Genomic DNA, 16,485 nt, shown 5'->3' with positions numbered 1-16,485 from the left:
TTTCGCTTTGGCGTGTCCCTATTTTAACAGCAGGGCTTAAATACCATATTCTTATATTTATTCAATGCAAAGTAGAGAACCATCCCCAGTACACCGCAGGAAATGATCTCACCCATACCGACTGTCAGCATCATGAACGGAATCGGCAGGGCGACGCCGTAGCCGAAGCGCAGTACTAATGGTACAATGACAGTATTGGCGGCAATGGGGGGTACTGGTGCCAGAAACTTGTTCTTATTCCGCAGCCGGTACGTAAATACGGCCCCAAGCAAGGTGGCGAGGCTTCCGAAGATAATGTCCGGGAGTATGGCGCCGCCGAGTATATTCCCGATGAGGCATCCGACAAATAGGCCGGGAATTGCGGCCGGAGTGAACAGTGGCAGTATGGTAAGCGCTTCTGCGATTCTTACCTGTACTTCTCCGAAAGAGAACGGTGCGAATACATAAGTGAGCACCACATAGATGGCAGCTATCATGGCTGCCTGTGTCATAGTAGAGATATTCTTGTTTTTCATTTTCTTTCTCCTTTAGTTTTGTTTTACGTGTGGAAGGTCTCGAACACACGGTAATTTGCAGCTGCCAGACCAGTGGATACGGTATGTACAGCGATTTGTAGTATAGCATGAAGGGGAGAGAAAATCAAGCCGTAAAATGGTGTTGAGGGATAGGATGAGTTGTGCTACACTCTGGTTAGAACAACCGTATACAGGGCGGTAGCCTCCCGGACTTCGTAGAAGAGGGGAGGTGGTGCAGATGGAGATATCGGACGCAATTTCTTTGATGTTGACATTCGGGATTTTCCTGATTGCGCTGCTTACCTACATAGATAGGAACAATAAGCGAAAATAAAAATGCCTACCCTGTTAGCCGACAGGATAGGCGTACCCATTTGGGTATAACTTGAATCTTGGTTACCACTTTGTGTGGCGGTTGTTCTCTTTATGTCTATAATATACTACATTTATAGTAAAACATCAAGTATCATAATACTATAAATGCAGTAAACGGCTATCACAGGCTCATTTCACGAAGGTACTATTAATTGTGCCACGCATATCTGGCAGCAGGAATTTAGTTTTTTTGTCGTTACTTGGCATTTAGTCACCTACTTTCTACAAATGGGTGTGGCAATACGGCGTGTATTCTAGGCTTAATGTAAATTTCAATTCACCCTCCTTGACGGATGTGTTATAATGACAACATGAATAATATAAAGGAGCTAGTCAGTATGGATTTGATAACTATAAGAGAATTGTATAAACAGAGAGAAGAATATCTGGACAAGGACATTACAATCGGAGGATGGGTGCGCAGCCTCAGGGATTCCAAGGCATTTGGATTTATCGTTGTCAATGACGGAACCTTTTTTGAGCCGCTGCAGGTTGTGTACCACGACACGATGGATAATTTTGGTGAGATATCCCGCCTTAACGTAGGAGCCGCTGTCATCGTGACAGGCACGCTCGTAGCTACGCCGCAGGCAAAGCAGCCGTTTGAGATTCAGGCAAAGAAGGTCGAGGTCGAGGGAGCGTCCGCACCGGACTATCCGCTTCAGAAGAAGCGCCACAGCTTTGAATACCTGCGTACGATAGCACATCTGCGGCCGAGGACGAACACATTCCAGGCAGTATTCCGTGTGCGTTCTCTTACGGCATATGCACTTCACAGATTCTTTCAGGAAAGAGGTTTTGTCTACGTTCATACGCCGATTATAACAGGAAGCGACTGCGAAGGGGCCGGCGAGATGTTCCGTGTCACGACGCTAGACCTGGAAGATACACCAAAGGACGAGCAGGGAAATGTAGACTATTCCAGGGACTTCTTCGGCAAGGAGACGAGCCTGACAGTCAGCGGTCAGCTAAACGGTGAGACATATGCCCAGGCATTCCGCAATATATATACGTTCGGGCCGACGTTCCGGGCAGAGAATTCCAATACGACGCGTCACGCCGCGGAATTCTGGATGATTGAGCCGGAGATGGCATTTGCGGATCTGGACGATGATATGATGCTGGCGGAAGCGATGCTAAAGTACGTAATCAATTACGTGCTGGAAAACGCGCCGGAAGAGATTAATTTCTTTAATTCGTTTGTGGACAAGGGACTCCTTGACAGGCTGAAAAATGTCGTATCTTCCGAATTTGCGAGGGTCACATATACGGAAGCAGTAGAGATTCTCGAGAAGAACAACGATAAGTTTGAATATAAGGTGTCATGGGGGACAGATCTACAGACAGAGCACGAACGCTATCTGACAGAAGAAGTATATAAGCGTCCGGTATTTGTGACCGATTACCCGAAAGAAATCAAAGCGTTCTATATGAAGCAGAACGATGACGGCAGGACGGTTGCGGCGGTAGACTGCCTTGTGCCGGGAATCGGGGAGATTATCGGAGGCAGCCAGAGAGAAGACGATTATGATAAGCTGCTTGCAAGGATGAAGGAGATGGACTTGAAGGAAGAGGACTACGAATTCTACCTCGACCTCAGAAGATATGGCTCTACAAGACATTCGGGATTCGGGCTCGGATTCGAACGGTGTATCATGTATCTGACGGGTATGGGCAATATCCGCGACGTCGTTCCGTTCCCGAGAACGGTCAACAACTGCGAGCTGTAAGTTACCTGGAGGGTAAGTATGAATATATTAGTAGTAGATGATGAAAAGGAAATTGCAGATGTAATTGAACTTTATCTGCAAAGCGACCAGTACGATGTACACAAATGCTATACGGGGCAGGAGGCGCTTGATTACATTGGCAGCATGAAGATTGATTTGGCGATACTGGATATTATGCTTCCGGATATAGACGGATTCCAGATTCTGAAACAGATTCGTGAAAAACACACATTTCCGGTCATCATGCTGACAGCTAAGACAGAATATATGGACAAGATAACCGGGCTTACGATGGGAGCGGACGACTATATTCCAAAGCCGTTCAACCCGCTGGAACTCGTGGCCCGCGTGAAGGCACAGCTGAGGCGGTGTACACAGTATAACGACGGAAGCAGGGAAGAGGGGGATATCCTGGATTTCGGAGGACTTTTCCTGAACCGGACATCCCATGAGTGTGTCTATAATGAGGTTCCTCTCACGCTTACACCTATCGAATTTGATATACTCTGGCTGCTCTGCGAGAACAGAGGCAAGGTTATCAGTTCGGAAGAGCTGTTTGAAAAGGTGTGGAATGAACAGTACTATAAGAACAGCAACAATACGGTGATGGTGCATATCAGGCATCTGAGGGAGAAGATGAGTGCACCGACCGGAAAATCCGATTTCATCAAGACAGTATGGGGAGTAGGTTATAAGGTTGAAGAATAATTATCGGAAGTTAAAATTCAGTATCCTGCTGCAGACGGTGCTGGTCACGGCACTGACTGTTTTGGTGGGCGGATTTATTCTGAATTATGTAATTGACGGTATCTATAACGACAGCTTTGCCAAGACATTCGTCCGTATCATGATGGATTTGAATATTGAAGAGCAGACGGCAATCGATTTATACTGGAGGCTGATTGGAAACAATAAGACCTTCTTTATGATAGTTGGTTTTCTGCTCTTGTTTGCGTTATTCTTTTACGTTGCGCTTTCAAAGATGACAAAATACCTGGACCAGGTAGGCGAGGGCATCGAGAACATACTGTCGGATTCCACAGAGCCGATTCACCTCATCACAGAACTGAAGCCAATCGAAATCAGGCTGAATGAGATTAAAGCCACGCTGAAGCGGCAGGAGCTGGAAGCCGTGGAAGGGGAAAAGAAGAAGAATGACCTCGTCGTGTTCCTGGCCCACGACCTGAAGACACCTCTCACCTCCATAGTGGCTTATCTGACGATGCTGGACAGCCATCCTGAGATGACAGATGAAGAACGGGAAAAATATATCCACGTATCGCTTGAAAAGTCCATACGGCTAGGCGAGCTTATCAATGAATTTTTCGACATTACGAGGTATAACCTTCAGGATATCGAGCTGGAACCGATTGAAATCAACCTGTCCATGATGCTTGAGCAGCTGGCAGACGAACTCTACGGAGTGCTGCAGGAGAAGCAGCTCACATGTGAAGTACAGGTAGAAGAGAATCTGGTAGTATATGGAGACCCGGATAAGCTGGCGCGCGTCTTTGACAACTTGTTAAGGAATGCGATAGCATACTGCTATGATTACACGAAGATACAGATCAGCGCACAGATGAAGCGGGGAGATATCGAGATAATATTTACCAATGAAGGTGATAAAATTCCAGGGACGATGCTTCAGACGATATTTGAAAAATTCTACAGGGTGGACGGTTCCAGATTGAGCGGCACCGGAGGCGCAGGCCTGGGCCTGGCAATAGCAAAGGAAATCGTTGAACTTCACGGAGGATTGATCCGTGCGAAAAGTGATGACATAAAGACGCAGTTTATCGTGACGCTGCCGTCTAAGAACATGGAGGAAGAAGGAGCAGCAGATGAAGTTCATACACATCGCAGACGTACATTTAGGAGCAAGTCCGGACGCAGGAAGCGCGTACAGCAAAAGCAGGACACAGGAGATATGGAATAGTTTTGCCGGCATAATCGAAAAGTGCAGGGAGGAAGAGGCGGACATCCTTCTGATTGCGGGCGATTTGTTCCACCGGCAGCCGCTTCTCAGAGAGTTAAAAGAAGTAAACTTTCTATTTGCGGGAATACCTGATACCGACATATTTATCATAGCGGGAAACCATGATTATCTGAAAAAGGATTCGTATTACCGGACCTTTTCCTGGGCGGAAAACGTGCATATGATCCAAAGCGAAGACATTACCTGCGTGGAAATACCGCGGCTGAAACTGGCTGTATACGGACTGAGCTATGTGCAGAAAGAAAATACGAAAAGAGCTTATGACACGGCATATCCATTGAAAAAGCAGAAATATGAGATTCTGCTGGCCCATGGGGGTGACGAGAAGCACATACCGTTCAAGGCCGGGGATATCGCCGCCCTTGGGTATGACTATGCAGCTTTCGGGCATATCCATAAGCCACAGGAGCTCGTTCCGGACAGGGCATACTTCAGCGGAGCGCCGGAACCGATTGATAAAAATGACACAGGAAAGCATGGATATATCATGGGGGAGATAACTGGGGATTCCTGCAGGACAACTTTTATCCCCTGCGCCATGAGAGAGTATGTCCATCTGGACATTCCGGTGACGGAGGATATGGCTGGATATGGTGTGCGCGAGGCGATACAGCATGCAGTGGAAGGCAATGGTATCCATAACATATTTAAAATAACTTTGACAGGACAGCGGGACCCGGAGATATTATTTGATCTGACGAATATGGATTCTTACGGAAATATCGTTGAGATTGTAGATAATACGAAACCTGCGTATGATTTCGATAAACTTTATGAACAGAACAAGGGAAATCTCCTTGGCAAGTTCATCCAGGATCTGTATAACAGAGATAAGGAAAGCATCGAGTACCGTGCTCTCTGTGAGGGCGTACAGGCATTGATGGAGACGAGAAGAGGCTTTAAATGAGAATTCAACAACTGATTATAAAGAATTTTGGGAAAATGAAAGACAAAGACGTAGAGCTTACCGGCGGCATCAATCTGTTCTATGGGGAGAATGAATCAGGGAAGTCCACGATACATACGTTTATAAAAAGCATGCTGTTCGGGCTTGAACGGGGGCGGGGGAGAGCTTCTTTAAATGACACGTTCAGCATATACGAACCGTGGGAGAATCCAAACTATTATTCCGGCATGCTGAAGTTTGAAAGCGGAGGGAAGCGTTTCTCCCTCAGCAGGAACTTTGACAAGTATCAAAGGAATGCTGAGCTTATATGCGAAGATGATGGGGAAGAGCTGTCTGTAGCCGATGGGGACCTGGAGATGATTCTTGGGGGGCTTACCCAATCCGGCTATGAGAACACGGTATCCATAGGCCAGCTGAAAGCAGAACCGGGGCAGCCGCTTGCGGCCGAACTAAAGAACTATGCGTCAAATTACTACGCCACCGGCAACAGTGATATCCATCTTGAAAAGGCGACGGGTGCGTTGAAGGCGAGACTGCGGGAACAGGAGCGCGAGGCAAAGGAGGCGTTGGAGGACAAGCGCCGCAGAAGAGAGAAGATTGAGCTGGAGGCATCGTATGTATGGCGTGACGTCCATCGCCTGGAGGACGAGCAGGAGCGCATCAGCCAGGAACTGGAGTACAGGCAGGAGAAGGAGGACCGCAGACGGGAAGAGCCGGAGAATAAGCGTGTCCTCGATGAGCTGCGTCCGAACAAATGGCGGATACATCCGCTTGAAATCGCCCTGTTCGCGGTATTCGTCATAATTGCCTTTGCCCTCATTCCGAAACCATGGAACTATCTTGTGGCAATTATACTTTTTCTTTTATGCGGAATCTATGTATGGAACCGTATGAAGGTGGAAAAAGGGACGGTAAAGACGGAGCCTGAGATGATTCTGGAAGAGATAACGCCCGAGGAAGAGAAGATACCGCTGGAAAAGCTCAGGTGGGAGCTGAACCATGTGGGAGAAGAGCTCCGGGAGAGGCGGGTGCAGTACGATAATCTGAAGGAACAGCTTGAAGAGCTGGACGAGGTAAGCGATATGTCCAGGGAACAAGACAGAGATATACAGGCCGTCAGGCTTGCCATGGAGAAAATCAACGGACTTGCTGCGAAGATGCAGGAAGAGCTGGAACAGCGTCTGGATGAAAAGGCGTCGGAGATTATGAATATAATTACAGACGGCAAGTATACGAAGCTCGTGGTTGAAGACAATCTACATATGAACCTCATCTCTGACGGCAAGAAGATACCTGTGGAACAGGTGAGCCGCGGAACTATCGAGCAGACATACTTTGCGCTCCGTATGGCGTCGGCGGATCTCCTGTATGAGGAAGAATACCCGGTAATCCTGGATGATACATTCGTGTACTACGATGATGCGAGGCTGGAGAACACGTTGAGGTGGCTGGCGGGAAGTAAAAGGCAGGTGATTATTTTTACTTGCCAGAAACGGGAGGAGCGCTTGCTGGACAAGATGGGCGTCAGATTCTGTAAATGTTAGGCTTGCGTAATATAAAGGTTCGAATGATGGGCCGGAATCAGGCGCGGGAATGTTATGTTACTTAACATCCCCGTGTCTGGCTCCGGCTTTTATTTATCCGACCCCTGAGCAGCCCGGTGTCCTGTCGAATCACGGATGACAAGTTCTGTGTTCAGTATGACGTGTTTGATTGCGCTGGCCGGATTTTCTATCTGGTTGATGAGGATATCACACGACTGCTGGCCAATCTGGAAGCTGGGCTGGCTGATTGTCGTGAGGGAAGGAACGGTCATGGTTGACAGGCTGATATTGTCAAAGCCCATGACTGCCACATCCTCCGGCACACGCAGGTGCAGCCCGTTCGCCGCTTTGATGACGGCCGCCGCATATACGTCAGAGACGCAGAAAAAGGCGTCCGGACGTTCCGCCATTGACAACATGCTCGTAGCAGCAGATACGGCCATGTCAAAGTTGATATCTGCGATATGGGCAATCCAGTCCAGATTCAGCGTTAGGCCCGCGTGCTTCAGCGCATGCAGAACTCCTTTTTCACGATGCTTTGCGTAGTTGTTTTTCAGCATACTGTTGATAAACGCTATTTTGGTACGCCCGATAGTGATGAGATAGTTGATGGCGTTCTGGGCCGCGATATTATCATCTATGGAGACAAAGGATACATTTGACTTATCGCAGTGCTCCGAACACATAACTACAGGATAACGGAGGCGCAAGTCGTCCAGAAGTTCCAGGTCCACCACATTGTGGACGAGCAGTATACCAGAAAAAAGATGCTTCTTCAGGATGTTTTCATAATCAGTCAACGCATTCTTAAAATCTTTCGCCTCGTAATAAAATGTCTGATAACCCCGGCTCAGCGCTACAGACTGGATACCGTCTATGACGTCGCCGTTGAATGGATTGTGGAAATCCGGAAGACATACGAGGATAGAGTTGGTGTTTTTGATTACATCCGGGTTTTTCTGATGAAAGTCCAGCTCATCCATGGCATCCAGTATTTTTTTCCTTGTCTCGGGCTTGACATAGCCCGTCTTGTTGATGAGCCTGGAGACCGTAGCCACTGAGACGTGCGCGGCCTCCGCTATCTGTGAAATAGTAATTTTCTTGTAAGAACCCATGATACTCCTTTCTGGATATGTAAAATTTTTACGTGAATTTGTGCAAAATATACTAAAAAAAGGAGAAACGAAACAACAATTATACGAATATTATAAAAGATGTTGAAATATCTGTCAATATTGTTATAATAAAAACATAATATTTTACAAAAAATATGAAAAATTTACGTAAAAAGAAGGGAACAGAAATGAGACAAGGATTTGTAAGCGCAGCACTTGAAGGGCTCAGCTTCGAGGAGGTGGTAGACTTTGCCGGGCAGAATGGCTTTTCCTGTGTGGAGATGGCCTGCTGGCCACGCGGCAGGGCCGACCGGAGATATGCCGGTGTCACGCATATCGATGCGGACAGCCTGGATGATGCACGGATAGATTATGTGCTCGGCTATTGCAGGGAGAGGGGGGTAGAAATCTCATCACTTGCATACTATCCGAACATGATGGATGGGGACCTCGAAAAGAGGGCATATGCAATCCGGCACCTGAAAAGACTTATAAGCGCGTCCGCGGACTTGGGGATTCATATGGTTTCAACATTTATCGGCAGGATGACAGACAGAAGCGTTGAAGACAACTTGAAAGAGTTTGAAAAGGTGTGGGAACCTATCATAAGGATTGCAGAAGATAGAAAGGTGCGTATAGCGATAGAAAACTGCCCGATGATTTTTACTTCAGATGAGTGGCCGGGCGGAAAAAACCTGGCATCCACGCCGGCAATATGGAGACAGCTCTTTTCTATTCTGCCGAGCGATTACCTCGGGCTGAATTATGACCCGTCACACTTTATCTGGCAGAAGATGGACTACATTCGCCCGATTTATGAGTTCCGGGACAAGATATTCCATGTCCACTACAAAGATATCCAGCTACATGAGGACAGACTGGCTGACGTGGGAGTGATGGCACCGCCGCTGCAGTACATGACACCTAGAATACCGGGACATGGAGATGTAGATTGGGGCGGATATATAGCAGCACTTCTCGACATCGGTTACAGAGGGGCAGCCTGCATCGAGATAGAAGACAAGGCTTACGAGCACTCTCCCGAAGGAGTCAAAGAGGCACTTCTCACAAGCCGTAATTATCTGTCGCAGTTTATAGGAGGTGGAAAAATATGAAGGTGTTGAAAGCCGCGATAACAGGCATGGGGTTCATTGGAAGACAGCATATGGAGGCAGTCCGCAGACTGCCGAACGTGGCAGTTGCCGCAGTTTCAGACCCAAACCCTTCTGTCAGAAGCTGGTGTGAAGAAAATGGCGTTTCCGGCTATTACGCGGATTACGACGAGATGCTGGAGAAAGAGGAGATAGACGTCCTGCACAACTGTTCTCCGAACCATCTGCACTATGAGATTAACAAAGCTGCCATAGAACATGGCTGCCATGTCTACAGCGAGAAGCCACTTACGCTAAAGCCATCACAGGCGGGGGAGCTGGCGGCTATGGCAGAGGCTGAGGGTATCTGTTCAGCCGTCAATTTTAATTACCGCAATCATGTGATGGTTCATGAGATGAAGGGGCGGATACAGGAGGGAAGGCTTGGCAGGACAAGCCACATACAGGCCGAGTATCTCCAGGACTGGCTGCTGTATGAGACGGATTTCGACTGGCGGATCGGCAAGGAAACAGGAGGTGATTCAAGAGCCACAGGCGATATAGGATCTCACTGCTTTGATGCTTTGCAGTTTATAACAGGCAGGAAGATTACATCTGTATATGCGAGATATTTTACACTATACCCGGAACGCATACATCATGAGGGCGGGGGCACATTTTCTGAAGGCAGGAAAGAAGGCGGAGGCAGGCGGGTCAATGTGGAGACGGAGGATGCCGCCGCAATACTTTTCAAGATGGATGACGGCATGTTAGGAACGCTTAATATCAGCCAGGTATGTGCGGGAAAAAAGAACGGTATGAAAATTCTCATCAGTGGAAATAAGGAATCGTTGGAATGGGAACAGGAAAGGCCGGACAGACTTCTTATAGGAAAGAGGGAACAGGGAAATGAACTGTTATACGCAGACCGCAAATATCTGACAGAGTATGCCGCGGCAGAGGCCACGCTGCCAGGCGGTCATCCTGCAGGATGGACAGATGCGCTGGCAAATTCTCTGAAGGATTTCTATCACTCTGTACGACAGCCGGGAAGCCCGTACCGGTACGCAGATTTTAAACAGGGTCATTATGTGGCGAAGATAGTGGAAGCATGTTATGAAAGCAATTTAAAAAATTGCTGGATTGACATAGAGTAACTGAGGTACAAGGAAAGGAGATTTATTATGAAAGGGAAGAAACTGATCAGTGCCGCGCTCATAATGACTATGGTCGCTGCATGTGCGGCAGGGTGTGGTAAGAAGGAAAGTGCAAAAGAGGACAAAAAAGATGGGAAAGAGACTTTGACCATTCTTATTGACGGAAGTACGGAAGGCACGGACGGTGGATTGATTACCGAGAATATCAAAGGCTTTGAAGATAAGTATAACGTAAAAGTCAACTTTGTCGAGACACCATATGCTGAGCTCCATCAGAAGCTGATGAATGTATCTGCCAGCGGCGGAGATGACTTTGACGCCGTGTTTGTGGAGACGGACTTTGTCGCGCAGATGGCAAGAGCCGGAGTGCTGGAGCCGCTGGACAAATACGAAGAAAAGTCGGAGACTCTGAAGTTCGATGATTTTATAGACTCTGCCATTGAAAGGAACACAGTGGATGATTCGGTATATGCGATACCTCAGGTAGCCGATGTGCAGACGACAATCTATAACGCAGACATCTTAAAAGACCTCGGCTTTGAGAATCCACCGGCCACGATTGACGAGTTCATCGATTACTGCCAGAAAGCGGAGGCAAAAGATTATCTTCCGCTGGCACTGCGCTATAATTCAACTGCAATTCCGTGCCAGCTCATGGGGCTGTTCCTCTTCACGGACGGTGGAGCGTTCGTGAAAGAGGACGGAGAGGACTGGAAAGCAGACCTCAACAATGCCACAGGAGAAAAATGGATTGAAAATGTCAGAAAAATCTTCGCCACGATTGATGGAGACACGCTGGCAACCATGGACGATACGGCAATGTACGAAGCGCTCAATTCAGAACGTGCCGGCTGTACTATCGGGGGAGCATGGATGTATGACGCCTTAAATGATGATGTGAGAAGCAAGCTTGTAACTGCGCCGTTCCCGAAAGGTTCCGGCAGCCAGGTGGCACTTATGAGCGGCTGGAACCTTGGAGTCTTTGCCAACTCAAAAAATAAAGATATGGCATTTAAATTCCTGGAATACAAGGCTGATCCAGAAAATGCGGGTAAGATGACAGCAGGTTTGAGCGGAAGAAAAGATGCGGAAGATTATTTTACAGAAGAGCAGAAGAGCTATTATCCTGCATTCCAGGATCTGATGGAGTATGGCGTTGCCATATCACCGGTAGGCTTCCAGCTGAGAAGCGAGATGACCACGGCGTTCCTGCCTGTATTCCAGCAGATTACATTTGACGATAAGACACCTCTTGCCGACGCGGCAAAGCTGGCAGACGATACGATACAAAAAGTAATTGACGATAATAAATAAAACAGAGAGGGCCGCTCGTACGGCCCTTATGGCAGGAGAGGATGACTTTGAGAAAAAAATTAAATAACATCATGCCATATTTGTACAGTACCCCGTTTTTTATTCTCATATTTCTGTTTATGCTCTGTCCGTTTGTGCTGAATATAGGAATCAGCTTTACGAACTACAGCATGAACGGTAAGGACCTTCGGTTTGTCGGCATAAAAAATTACGGGGATGTACTGTCCAATCCTGGTACATGGAGTGCCATACGGCTGACAGTTATCTTTATTATCGGCTGTGTCGGGCTGACGATGCTGCTCGGTATGTTCTATGCGGTTGTCATGACTTTTAAAATTAAGGGTAATATCCTTATCAAGGCTTTTATACTTATGCCGTGGATCATACCGGAATCAGTGACCGCATATGTGTGGAAATGGCTGTTTTCTTCAGATACCGGCATGATCTATTACCTGCTGGAGAAGGCAGGGCTCATAGCGGACGGCACATCCTTCTTCTTTGACGGGGTGCTCGCGATGGCAATGGTTATCATGGCAAATGTATGGAGGACAGCTCCCTTTGTCGCAGTGATGACATATGCCAAGCTAAGTGCCGTGCCGGATTCCTATATAGAGGCGGCTAAGATGGACGGCGCTAACGCGCTGCAGTCCTTCCGCTATATCAAGCTGCCCTGGATCGGCCCCATACTCAGCCGCTGTACGATGCTTTTATTCGTATGGTCCTTTAATTCTTTTTCCATTATATATATACTTACAAATGGAGGGCCGGCCGGCGCCACGACAACATTGCCGTATCTCATCCGCCAGTCCGGTTTCCAGAACTTTAATTTCGCACAGGCAACTGCGCTGAGTGTCATCGCGCTTGTCATAATACTGCTCTGCTTCGCGGTATTCAGGGCAGGGGCGGCCGTATGGAAATTGTACAGGAAGGAGACGGCATCATGAACAAAAAGCTGACAACTAAGATATTGCAGTACATTTCGCTCGTCATTACACTAGGCATCATTATATTCCCGGTCTATTGGATTATCATCAGTTCCTTCAAGACAAAAGAAGAGATACTGACTTATCCACCGAAGCTGTTTCCGGAGTCTTTTACATTAGATAATTATGTTACGGCATTCAGTGAATATGACGTACTTACATTTTTGAAGAACAGTCTTATCGTCACGGTTTTGACCATGCTTCTCACAGTAGTCATAGCGGCGTTTGCGGCATATGCAATGTGTTTTTTCAAGTTTGCCCCCGCAAAAATGCTGACCAGCCTGCTCTATATTATGCAGGTTCTGCCTACAATCACAATGATGGTACCGCTCATGACGATTTATCGGATGATGGGAATTCAAAACACTTACGCTTCGCTCATATTGACGTATACTGCATCCATAACCGGGATTCCTATCGCCCTGATTCTGATGACAGGGCACTTTACGGGCATACCGAAGGAATTATTTGAATCGGCCAGTATAGATGGTGCCGGCCCGACGAAGGCATTCTTTAAGATTCTGCTTCCCCTTGGGATGCCCGGCATCGTGTGTACTGCAATCTATGTATTCGTACAGGCCTGGCAGGAATTTATGTTTGCCGTGAACCTTATCACGACGCCGGATAAATATACGCTCCCCATCGGGCTGCAAAGCTTCGTCGGCATGCGAAGCACGGACTGGGGCGGGATGATGGCGACCTGTACGCTGATAGCTGTTCCCGCGGTACTCTTATTTACGCTCGTACAGAATTATTTTGTGGACAACATGTCGGGAGCAGTCAAAGAATAGAAAAAAGGAGTAAAGATATGGCAATGAAAGTAGGCTGTGCGGCCTGGACGTGGACGGAGCCGGCCCATAATCCTCCATATGAAGGGGCAATCCGCTCTGTCGGGGAACTTGGGTTCGACGGGATAGAACTCATCCTTCGGGACTTTGAGGATATAAAAGGGTATTGGACACCTGAAAAGAGAAAAGAAATTAAGCGTATGCTGGGCCATTATGGGCTGGAAGTATCCCAGTTCGCCATGTTTCAAAACGTGATGGATGGACTGGCAAGCCTGGATGAACAAAGGATAAGACGTTCTGTAGATGCCTTTAAAGCGGGGTGTGAGATCAGTGCAGACTTAGGGTGCAGCATCGTGAACTTTGTATCCCCGTGGCCGGACGTCATAACGGCGCCCAATTCGTATCTGCCGGAGTATTACTATATAAATGTACCGGGAGTGGATCCGAGAATCCGCGCGCTGCAGACATTTCAGACAAAACTGAAATATAAGTTTCCGAAACCCTTTGATTGGGAGCGGTACTGGGAAAGCCATGTAGACGCGGTGCGCCAGGTGACGCGGACGGCTAAGGAGTACGGCTTCAGGCTCGCAATTGAAAACCATGCCAATACGATGACCCCTCATACAGATTCGGTGATACGTCTCTGTGAGGAGGTAGGAGAAGACAATATCGGAGCAAATCTCGACACGGTCTGGGCATATCTGCAGAGGGAGTACCTTCCATGGTCCATCCATAAATATGGAAGACGCCTGTATCATGTCCATATGCGGGACGGTGACGGTCTGGCGGCGTACAATCTTCCGGTAGGTTATGGCAATACTGACTGGGAGGCGGTTATCAAGTCGCTGAAGAATATCGGATACGACGGATACCTGTCTCTGGAGTGGGCCCACGACTCGGAGAAGACGAGACATTGTACGGAAGCGCTGCAATATCTGAGGACGCTGATTGATGCGTAAATGACCGGTGAAAGGAGAACATAATATGGCAGTAAAATTTGGATGCACAGTCTGGACTCTGATGGAACCGGATTATCACGCGCCCTATGATGAGGCGGTAAGAAAGGTTGCAGAGGCCGGATTTGACGGGATAGAGCTCATGGTTGACGATGAGAGAGAGCTGGTGGAATATTGGACAGATAAGACAACCGCTCATATGAAAGGGCTGTTAAATAGCAGCGGGCTTGAACTGATACAGGTATGTATGTTCCAGAATATGATAGGAGGTCTTGCAAGCCTCTGCCGCGAGGAGCAGGACAAGGCGATAGAGAACCTCGGAAGGGTCTGCCGGCTGGCAAAGCAGCTCGGTGCCGGCGCGGTTTCCTTCGTATCCCCCTGCCCGGAAGGAGACATCAAGGTGAGGACAACGGCGACGCTGCCGGAATACTATTATCTGAACCTTCCTGACATGGTTCTTCCAGGCGGTGAGACGAGAAGCGTGGAAGGGTGGAGATTTGACGCGAAGTTCCGGCTTTATTTTCCCGATAACTTTGAATGGGAGACGTACTGGGGCAATTTTATCGCGGGTATGAAACGTGCTGAAGAAACCGCGCGCAGGGAGGGGATACGATGCAGGATAGAAAACCGCTACAACACGATGACGCCTCATACAGACACGATGCTCCGTATGCTGAAGCATCTGGAAGGGGATTACATGAGCGTATCGTTCAGTACCGCGCAGGCATTTATCCAGCGGGAGATACTTCCGTGGGCCATCCATAAGTACGGCAGCAGGCTGACGCATGTGCGGGCCTGTGACGGAGATGGCCTCGCCTGCTATAACTTGCCGGTGGGTGCCGGTATCTGTGACTGGTCCGGTATTCTGGAGGCGCTCGATGAGACAGGCTACGACGGATACATTTCCCTTGAATGGCTGAATGATGCCGATAAGGAAGAGAATGTAAGGGAAGCGCTGGCGTATTTGAAAAGGAAAATGGGGGTTTAAGTAAAGTGGGCGGCGTGCGGGGAGCCGGGTGGCAGATGCTTCGATGCGTCCGAGGATCCGACTATTTCACGTATCCCTAACCCTGCGGAATGCGCGCCGATAGCGGCTTACATCCCGCAGGATAAGGGCTACGGAAAGGATTCTCCTCCTCTTCCGCTTACACCTGCGCATCTCCCACCCGGCTCCCCGCACGCTATCTACTTTACCAACAAGGGCGTGAGCGGCCGTGTAACATTACTGGCCAGCGGATGAACGCTGGCTGCGTCAGCTAGATGGCAAATGATAGCAAGCTTAACGTAAGCAGCACATACAGTTTAGAACGTTGTATATTATCGTAGTTAAACGTTTGCAGCGAGGCGTGCACGCCGTTGCTGCAAGAAGAGCCGGAGTCAGGCAAGGAATGTTATCTCACATAACAGCCCTGTACCTGATACCGGCTCTTTCTCATTATAATTATAATTCCATTTCGCCGAAGGTTTTCACTCGCTCAGCCTTTTTATTTATATACCGGCACAGATAAATTCCTTCCGGCCTCCAGCAGCGTCACACAGCCATCCCCGCCGTGCCAGTAAAGTAGATAGCCGCTGGGGAGACAGGGGACAGATGCGAAGGTGTAAGCGGGAGGGACGGAGAATCCTCACCAGATTCCTTGGCCCGTGGGGTGTGAGCCGCTATCGGCGAACATTCCACAGGCATAGGAATCTGTGTGATAGTCGCAGTTCCCGGACGCATCGGAGCAGATGTTCCATGCCTCCCCAGCGGCGTCCTAATTTACTTAAACTCACATTATATGTCTTCACCGCGGCCATATTTCTGGATTACATTCTGTATCCTTTCGTTCGGGTCTAGAATGCTGCTGATAGAACCGTCATGGTTCAGCGTATCTATCATTAGGGCAATATATTTGCTCATATCACAGCTGATGTAGTATGGCTTCTCCAGCAGTTCCGGTGTCTGGTAGATTAGGTTGGTCGTCAGGATGGCGTCAAAGAGTCCATCTTCATAAGCTTTGTCAAACTTGTCCAT

Annotated in this window: 15 protein-coding genes and 1 pseudogene; 13 read left to right on the top strand and 3 right to left on the bottom strand. The window is 48.3% G+C overall.

Features of this window, described 5'->3' with window-relative positions; genetic code table 11:
* Window positions 1-23 precede the first annotated feature (23 nt).
* Entirely contained in the window at window positions 24-515 is a 492-nt protein-coding gene (locus HMPREF0980_RS17740; RefSeq protein WP_049730413.1) for a QueT transporter family protein, read from the bottom strand.
* Between the two features lie 238 nt (window positions 516-753).
* Between HMPREF0980_RS17740 and HMPREF0980_RS19540 the strand changes: the two genes are divergently transcribed.
* From HMPREF0980_RS19540 to HMPREF0980_RS17715, 6 genes are all read left to right on the top strand, one after another.
* Window positions 754-849, top strand: a complete 96-nt coding sequence (locus HMPREF0980_RS19540) for a putative holin-like toxin (RefSeq protein WP_117772165.1) — start codon at window positions 754-756, stop codon at window positions 847-849.
* Between the two features lie 379 nt (window positions 850-1,228).
* A complete protein-coding gene (gene asnS, locus HMPREF0980_RS17735; RefSeq protein ID WP_049730412.1) occupies window positions 1,229-2,620 on the top strand; it encodes an asparagine--tRNA ligase in 1,392 nt (463 codons plus the stop codon).
* 18 nt (window positions 2,621-2,638) lie between these two features.
* Complete coding sequence (vanR, locus tag HMPREF0980_RS17730) at window positions 2,639-3,328, top strand: VanR-ABDEGLN family response regulator transcription factor (RefSeq protein ID WP_049730411.1); 690 nt, start codon at window positions 2,639-2,641, stop codon at window positions 3,326-3,328.
* Complete coding sequence (locus HMPREF0980_RS17725) at window positions 3,318-4,556, top strand: sensor histidine kinase (RefSeq protein WP_049730410.1); 1,239 nt, start codon at window positions 3,318-3,320, stop codon at window positions 4,554-4,556. Before vanR ends, HMPREF0980_RS17725 begins: the two co-directional genes overlap by 11 nt.
* Window positions 4,462-5,523, top strand: coding sequence for a metallophosphoesterase family protein (locus HMPREF0980_RS17720; RefSeq protein ID WP_084002946.1), 1,062 nt, complete (start codon window positions 4,462-4,464; stop codon window positions 5,521-5,523). Before HMPREF0980_RS17725 ends, HMPREF0980_RS17720 begins: the two co-directional genes overlap by 95 nt.
* Window positions 5,520-7,067: an ATP-binding protein gene (locus tag HMPREF0980_RS17715; RefSeq protein WP_049730409.1), complete on the top strand. Its 1,548-nt coding sequence runs from the start codon at window positions 5,520-5,522 to the stop codon at window positions 7,065-7,067. The genes HMPREF0980_RS17720 and HMPREF0980_RS17715 overlap by 4 nt, the downstream gene beginning before the upstream one ends.
* A gap of 89 nt (window positions 7,068-7,156) precedes the next feature.
* On the opposite strand, the gene HMPREF0980_RS17710 is transcribed toward HMPREF0980_RS17715, so the two are convergent.
* Window positions 7,157-8,182, bottom strand: coding sequence for a LacI family DNA-binding transcriptional regulator (locus tag HMPREF0980_RS17710; RefSeq protein ID WP_049730408.1), 1,026 nt, complete (start codon window positions 8,180-8,182; stop codon window positions 7,157-7,159).
* 188 nt (window positions 8,183-8,370) lie between these two features.
* Between HMPREF0980_RS17710 and HMPREF0980_RS17705 the strand changes: the two genes are divergently transcribed.
* Genes HMPREF0980_RS17705 through HMPREF0980_RS17675 form a run of 7 tightly spaced genes read left to right on the top strand, consistent with a single transcriptional unit; the run spans window position 8,371 to window position 15,459 of the window.
* Entirely contained in the window at window positions 8,371-9,297 is a 927-nt protein-coding gene (locus tag HMPREF0980_RS17705) for a sugar phosphate isomerase/epimerase family protein (protein ID WP_049730407.1), read from the top strand.
* Window positions 9,294-10,430, top strand: a complete 1,137-nt coding sequence (locus HMPREF0980_RS17700; protein ID WP_049730406.1) for a Gfo/Idh/MocA family protein — start codon at window positions 9,294-9,296, stop codon at window positions 10,428-10,430. The genes HMPREF0980_RS17705 and HMPREF0980_RS17700 overlap by 4 nt, the downstream gene beginning before the upstream one ends.
* A 27-nt stretch (window positions 10,431-10,457) precedes the next feature.
* Entirely contained in the window at window positions 10,458-11,744 is a 1,287-nt protein-coding gene (locus tag HMPREF0980_RS17695) for an ABC transporter substrate-binding protein (protein WP_049730405.1), read from the top strand.
* 47 nt (window positions 11,745-11,791) lie between these two features.
* Window positions 11,792-12,688: a carbohydrate ABC transporter permease gene (locus tag HMPREF0980_RS17690; RefSeq protein WP_049730404.1), complete on the top strand. Its 897-nt coding sequence runs from the start codon at window positions 11,792-11,794 to the stop codon at window positions 12,686-12,688.
* On the top strand, window positions 12,655-13,518 hold the full coding sequence (locus HMPREF0980_RS17685) for a carbohydrate ABC transporter permease (protein WP_084002942.1): 864 nt from the start codon (window positions 12,655-12,657) through the stop codon (window positions 13,516-13,518). Before HMPREF0980_RS17690 ends, HMPREF0980_RS17685 begins: the two co-directional genes overlap by 34 nt.
* A 17-nt stretch (window positions 13,519-13,535) precedes the next feature.
* Window positions 13,536-14,474 (top strand): sugar phosphate isomerase/epimerase family protein, encoded by a 939-nt coding sequence (locus tag HMPREF0980_RS17680; RefSeq protein WP_049730402.1) that lies wholly within the window; start codon window positions 13,536-13,538, stop codon window positions 14,472-14,474.
* A 25-nt stretch (window positions 14,475-14,499) separates the two neighbouring features.
* Window positions 14,500-15,459 carry a sugar phosphate isomerase/epimerase family protein gene (locus HMPREF0980_RS17675; RefSeq protein WP_049730401.1) on the top strand — a complete coding sequence of 320 codons (960 nt, stop codon included), beginning with the start codon at window positions 14,500-14,502 and terminating at the stop codon, window positions 15,457-15,459.
* 786 nt (window positions 15,460-16,245) lie between these two features.
* On the opposite strand, the pseudogene HMPREF0980_RS17670 reads toward HMPREF0980_RS17675, so the two are convergent.
* Window positions 16,246-16,485: pseudogene (locus HMPREF0980_RS17670) on the bottom strand (ribose-phosphate pyrophosphokinase); the annotation flags it as partial.

Origin of the sequence: Dorea sp. D27 (assembly GCF_001185345.1) — a bacterium.
GTDB lineage: Bacteria > Bacillota > Clostridia > Lachnospirales > Lachnospiraceae > Extibacter.
Note: the sequence above shows the minus strand (reverse complement) of the source record. Positions and strands in the feature narration are given on the sequence as shown.

Coding starts and splice junctions, on each gene's coding strand:
- HMPREF0980_RS17740 (WP_049730413.1), bottom strand. CDS start 515: ATGAAAAACAAGAATATCTCTACTATGACACAGGCAGCCATGATAGCT.
- vanR (WP_049730411.1), top strand. CDS start 2,639: ATGAATATATTAGTAGTAGATGATGAAAAGGAAATTGCAGATGTAATT.
- HMPREF0980_RS17700 (WP_049730406.1), top strand. CDS start 9,294: ATGAAGGTGTTGAAAGCCGCGATAACAGGCATGGGGTTCATTGGAAGA.
- HMPREF0980_RS17685 (WP_084002942.1), top strand. CDS start 12,655: ATGGAAATTGTACAGGAAGGAGACGGCATCATGAACAAAAAGCTGACA.
- HMPREF0980_RS17680 (WP_049730402.1), top strand. CDS start 13,536: ATGGCAATGAAAGTAGGCTGTGCGGCCTGGACGTGGACGGAGCCGGCC.
- HMPREF0980_RS17715 (WP_049730409.1), top strand. CDS start 5,520: ATGAGAATTCAACAACTGATTATAAAGAATTTTGGGAAAATGAAAGAC.
- HMPREF0980_RS17695 (WP_049730405.1), top strand. CDS start 10,458: ATGAAAGGGAAGAAACTGATCAGTGCCGCGCTCATAATGACTATGGTC.
- asnS (WP_049730412.1), top strand. CDS start 1,229: ATGGATTTGATAACTATAAGAGAATTGTATAAACAGAGAGAAGAATAT.
- HMPREF0980_RS19540 (WP_117772165.1), top strand. CDS start 754: ATGGAGATATCGGACGCAATTTCTTTGATGTTGACATTCGGGATTTTC.
- HMPREF0980_RS17720 (WP_084002946.1), top strand. CDS start 4,462: ATGAAGTTCATACACATCGCAGACGTACATTTAGGAGCAAGTCCGGAC.
- HMPREF0980_RS17675 (WP_049730401.1), top strand. CDS start 14,500: ATGGCAGTAAAATTTGGATGCACAGTCTGGACTCTGATGGAACCGGAT.
- HMPREF0980_RS17705 (WP_049730407.1), top strand. CDS start 8,371: ATGAGACAAGGATTTGTAAGCGCAGCACTTGAAGGGCTCAGCTTCGAG.
- HMPREF0980_RS17710 (WP_049730408.1), bottom strand. CDS start 8,182: ATGGGTTCTTACAAGAAAATTACTATTTCACAGATAGCGGAGGCCGCG.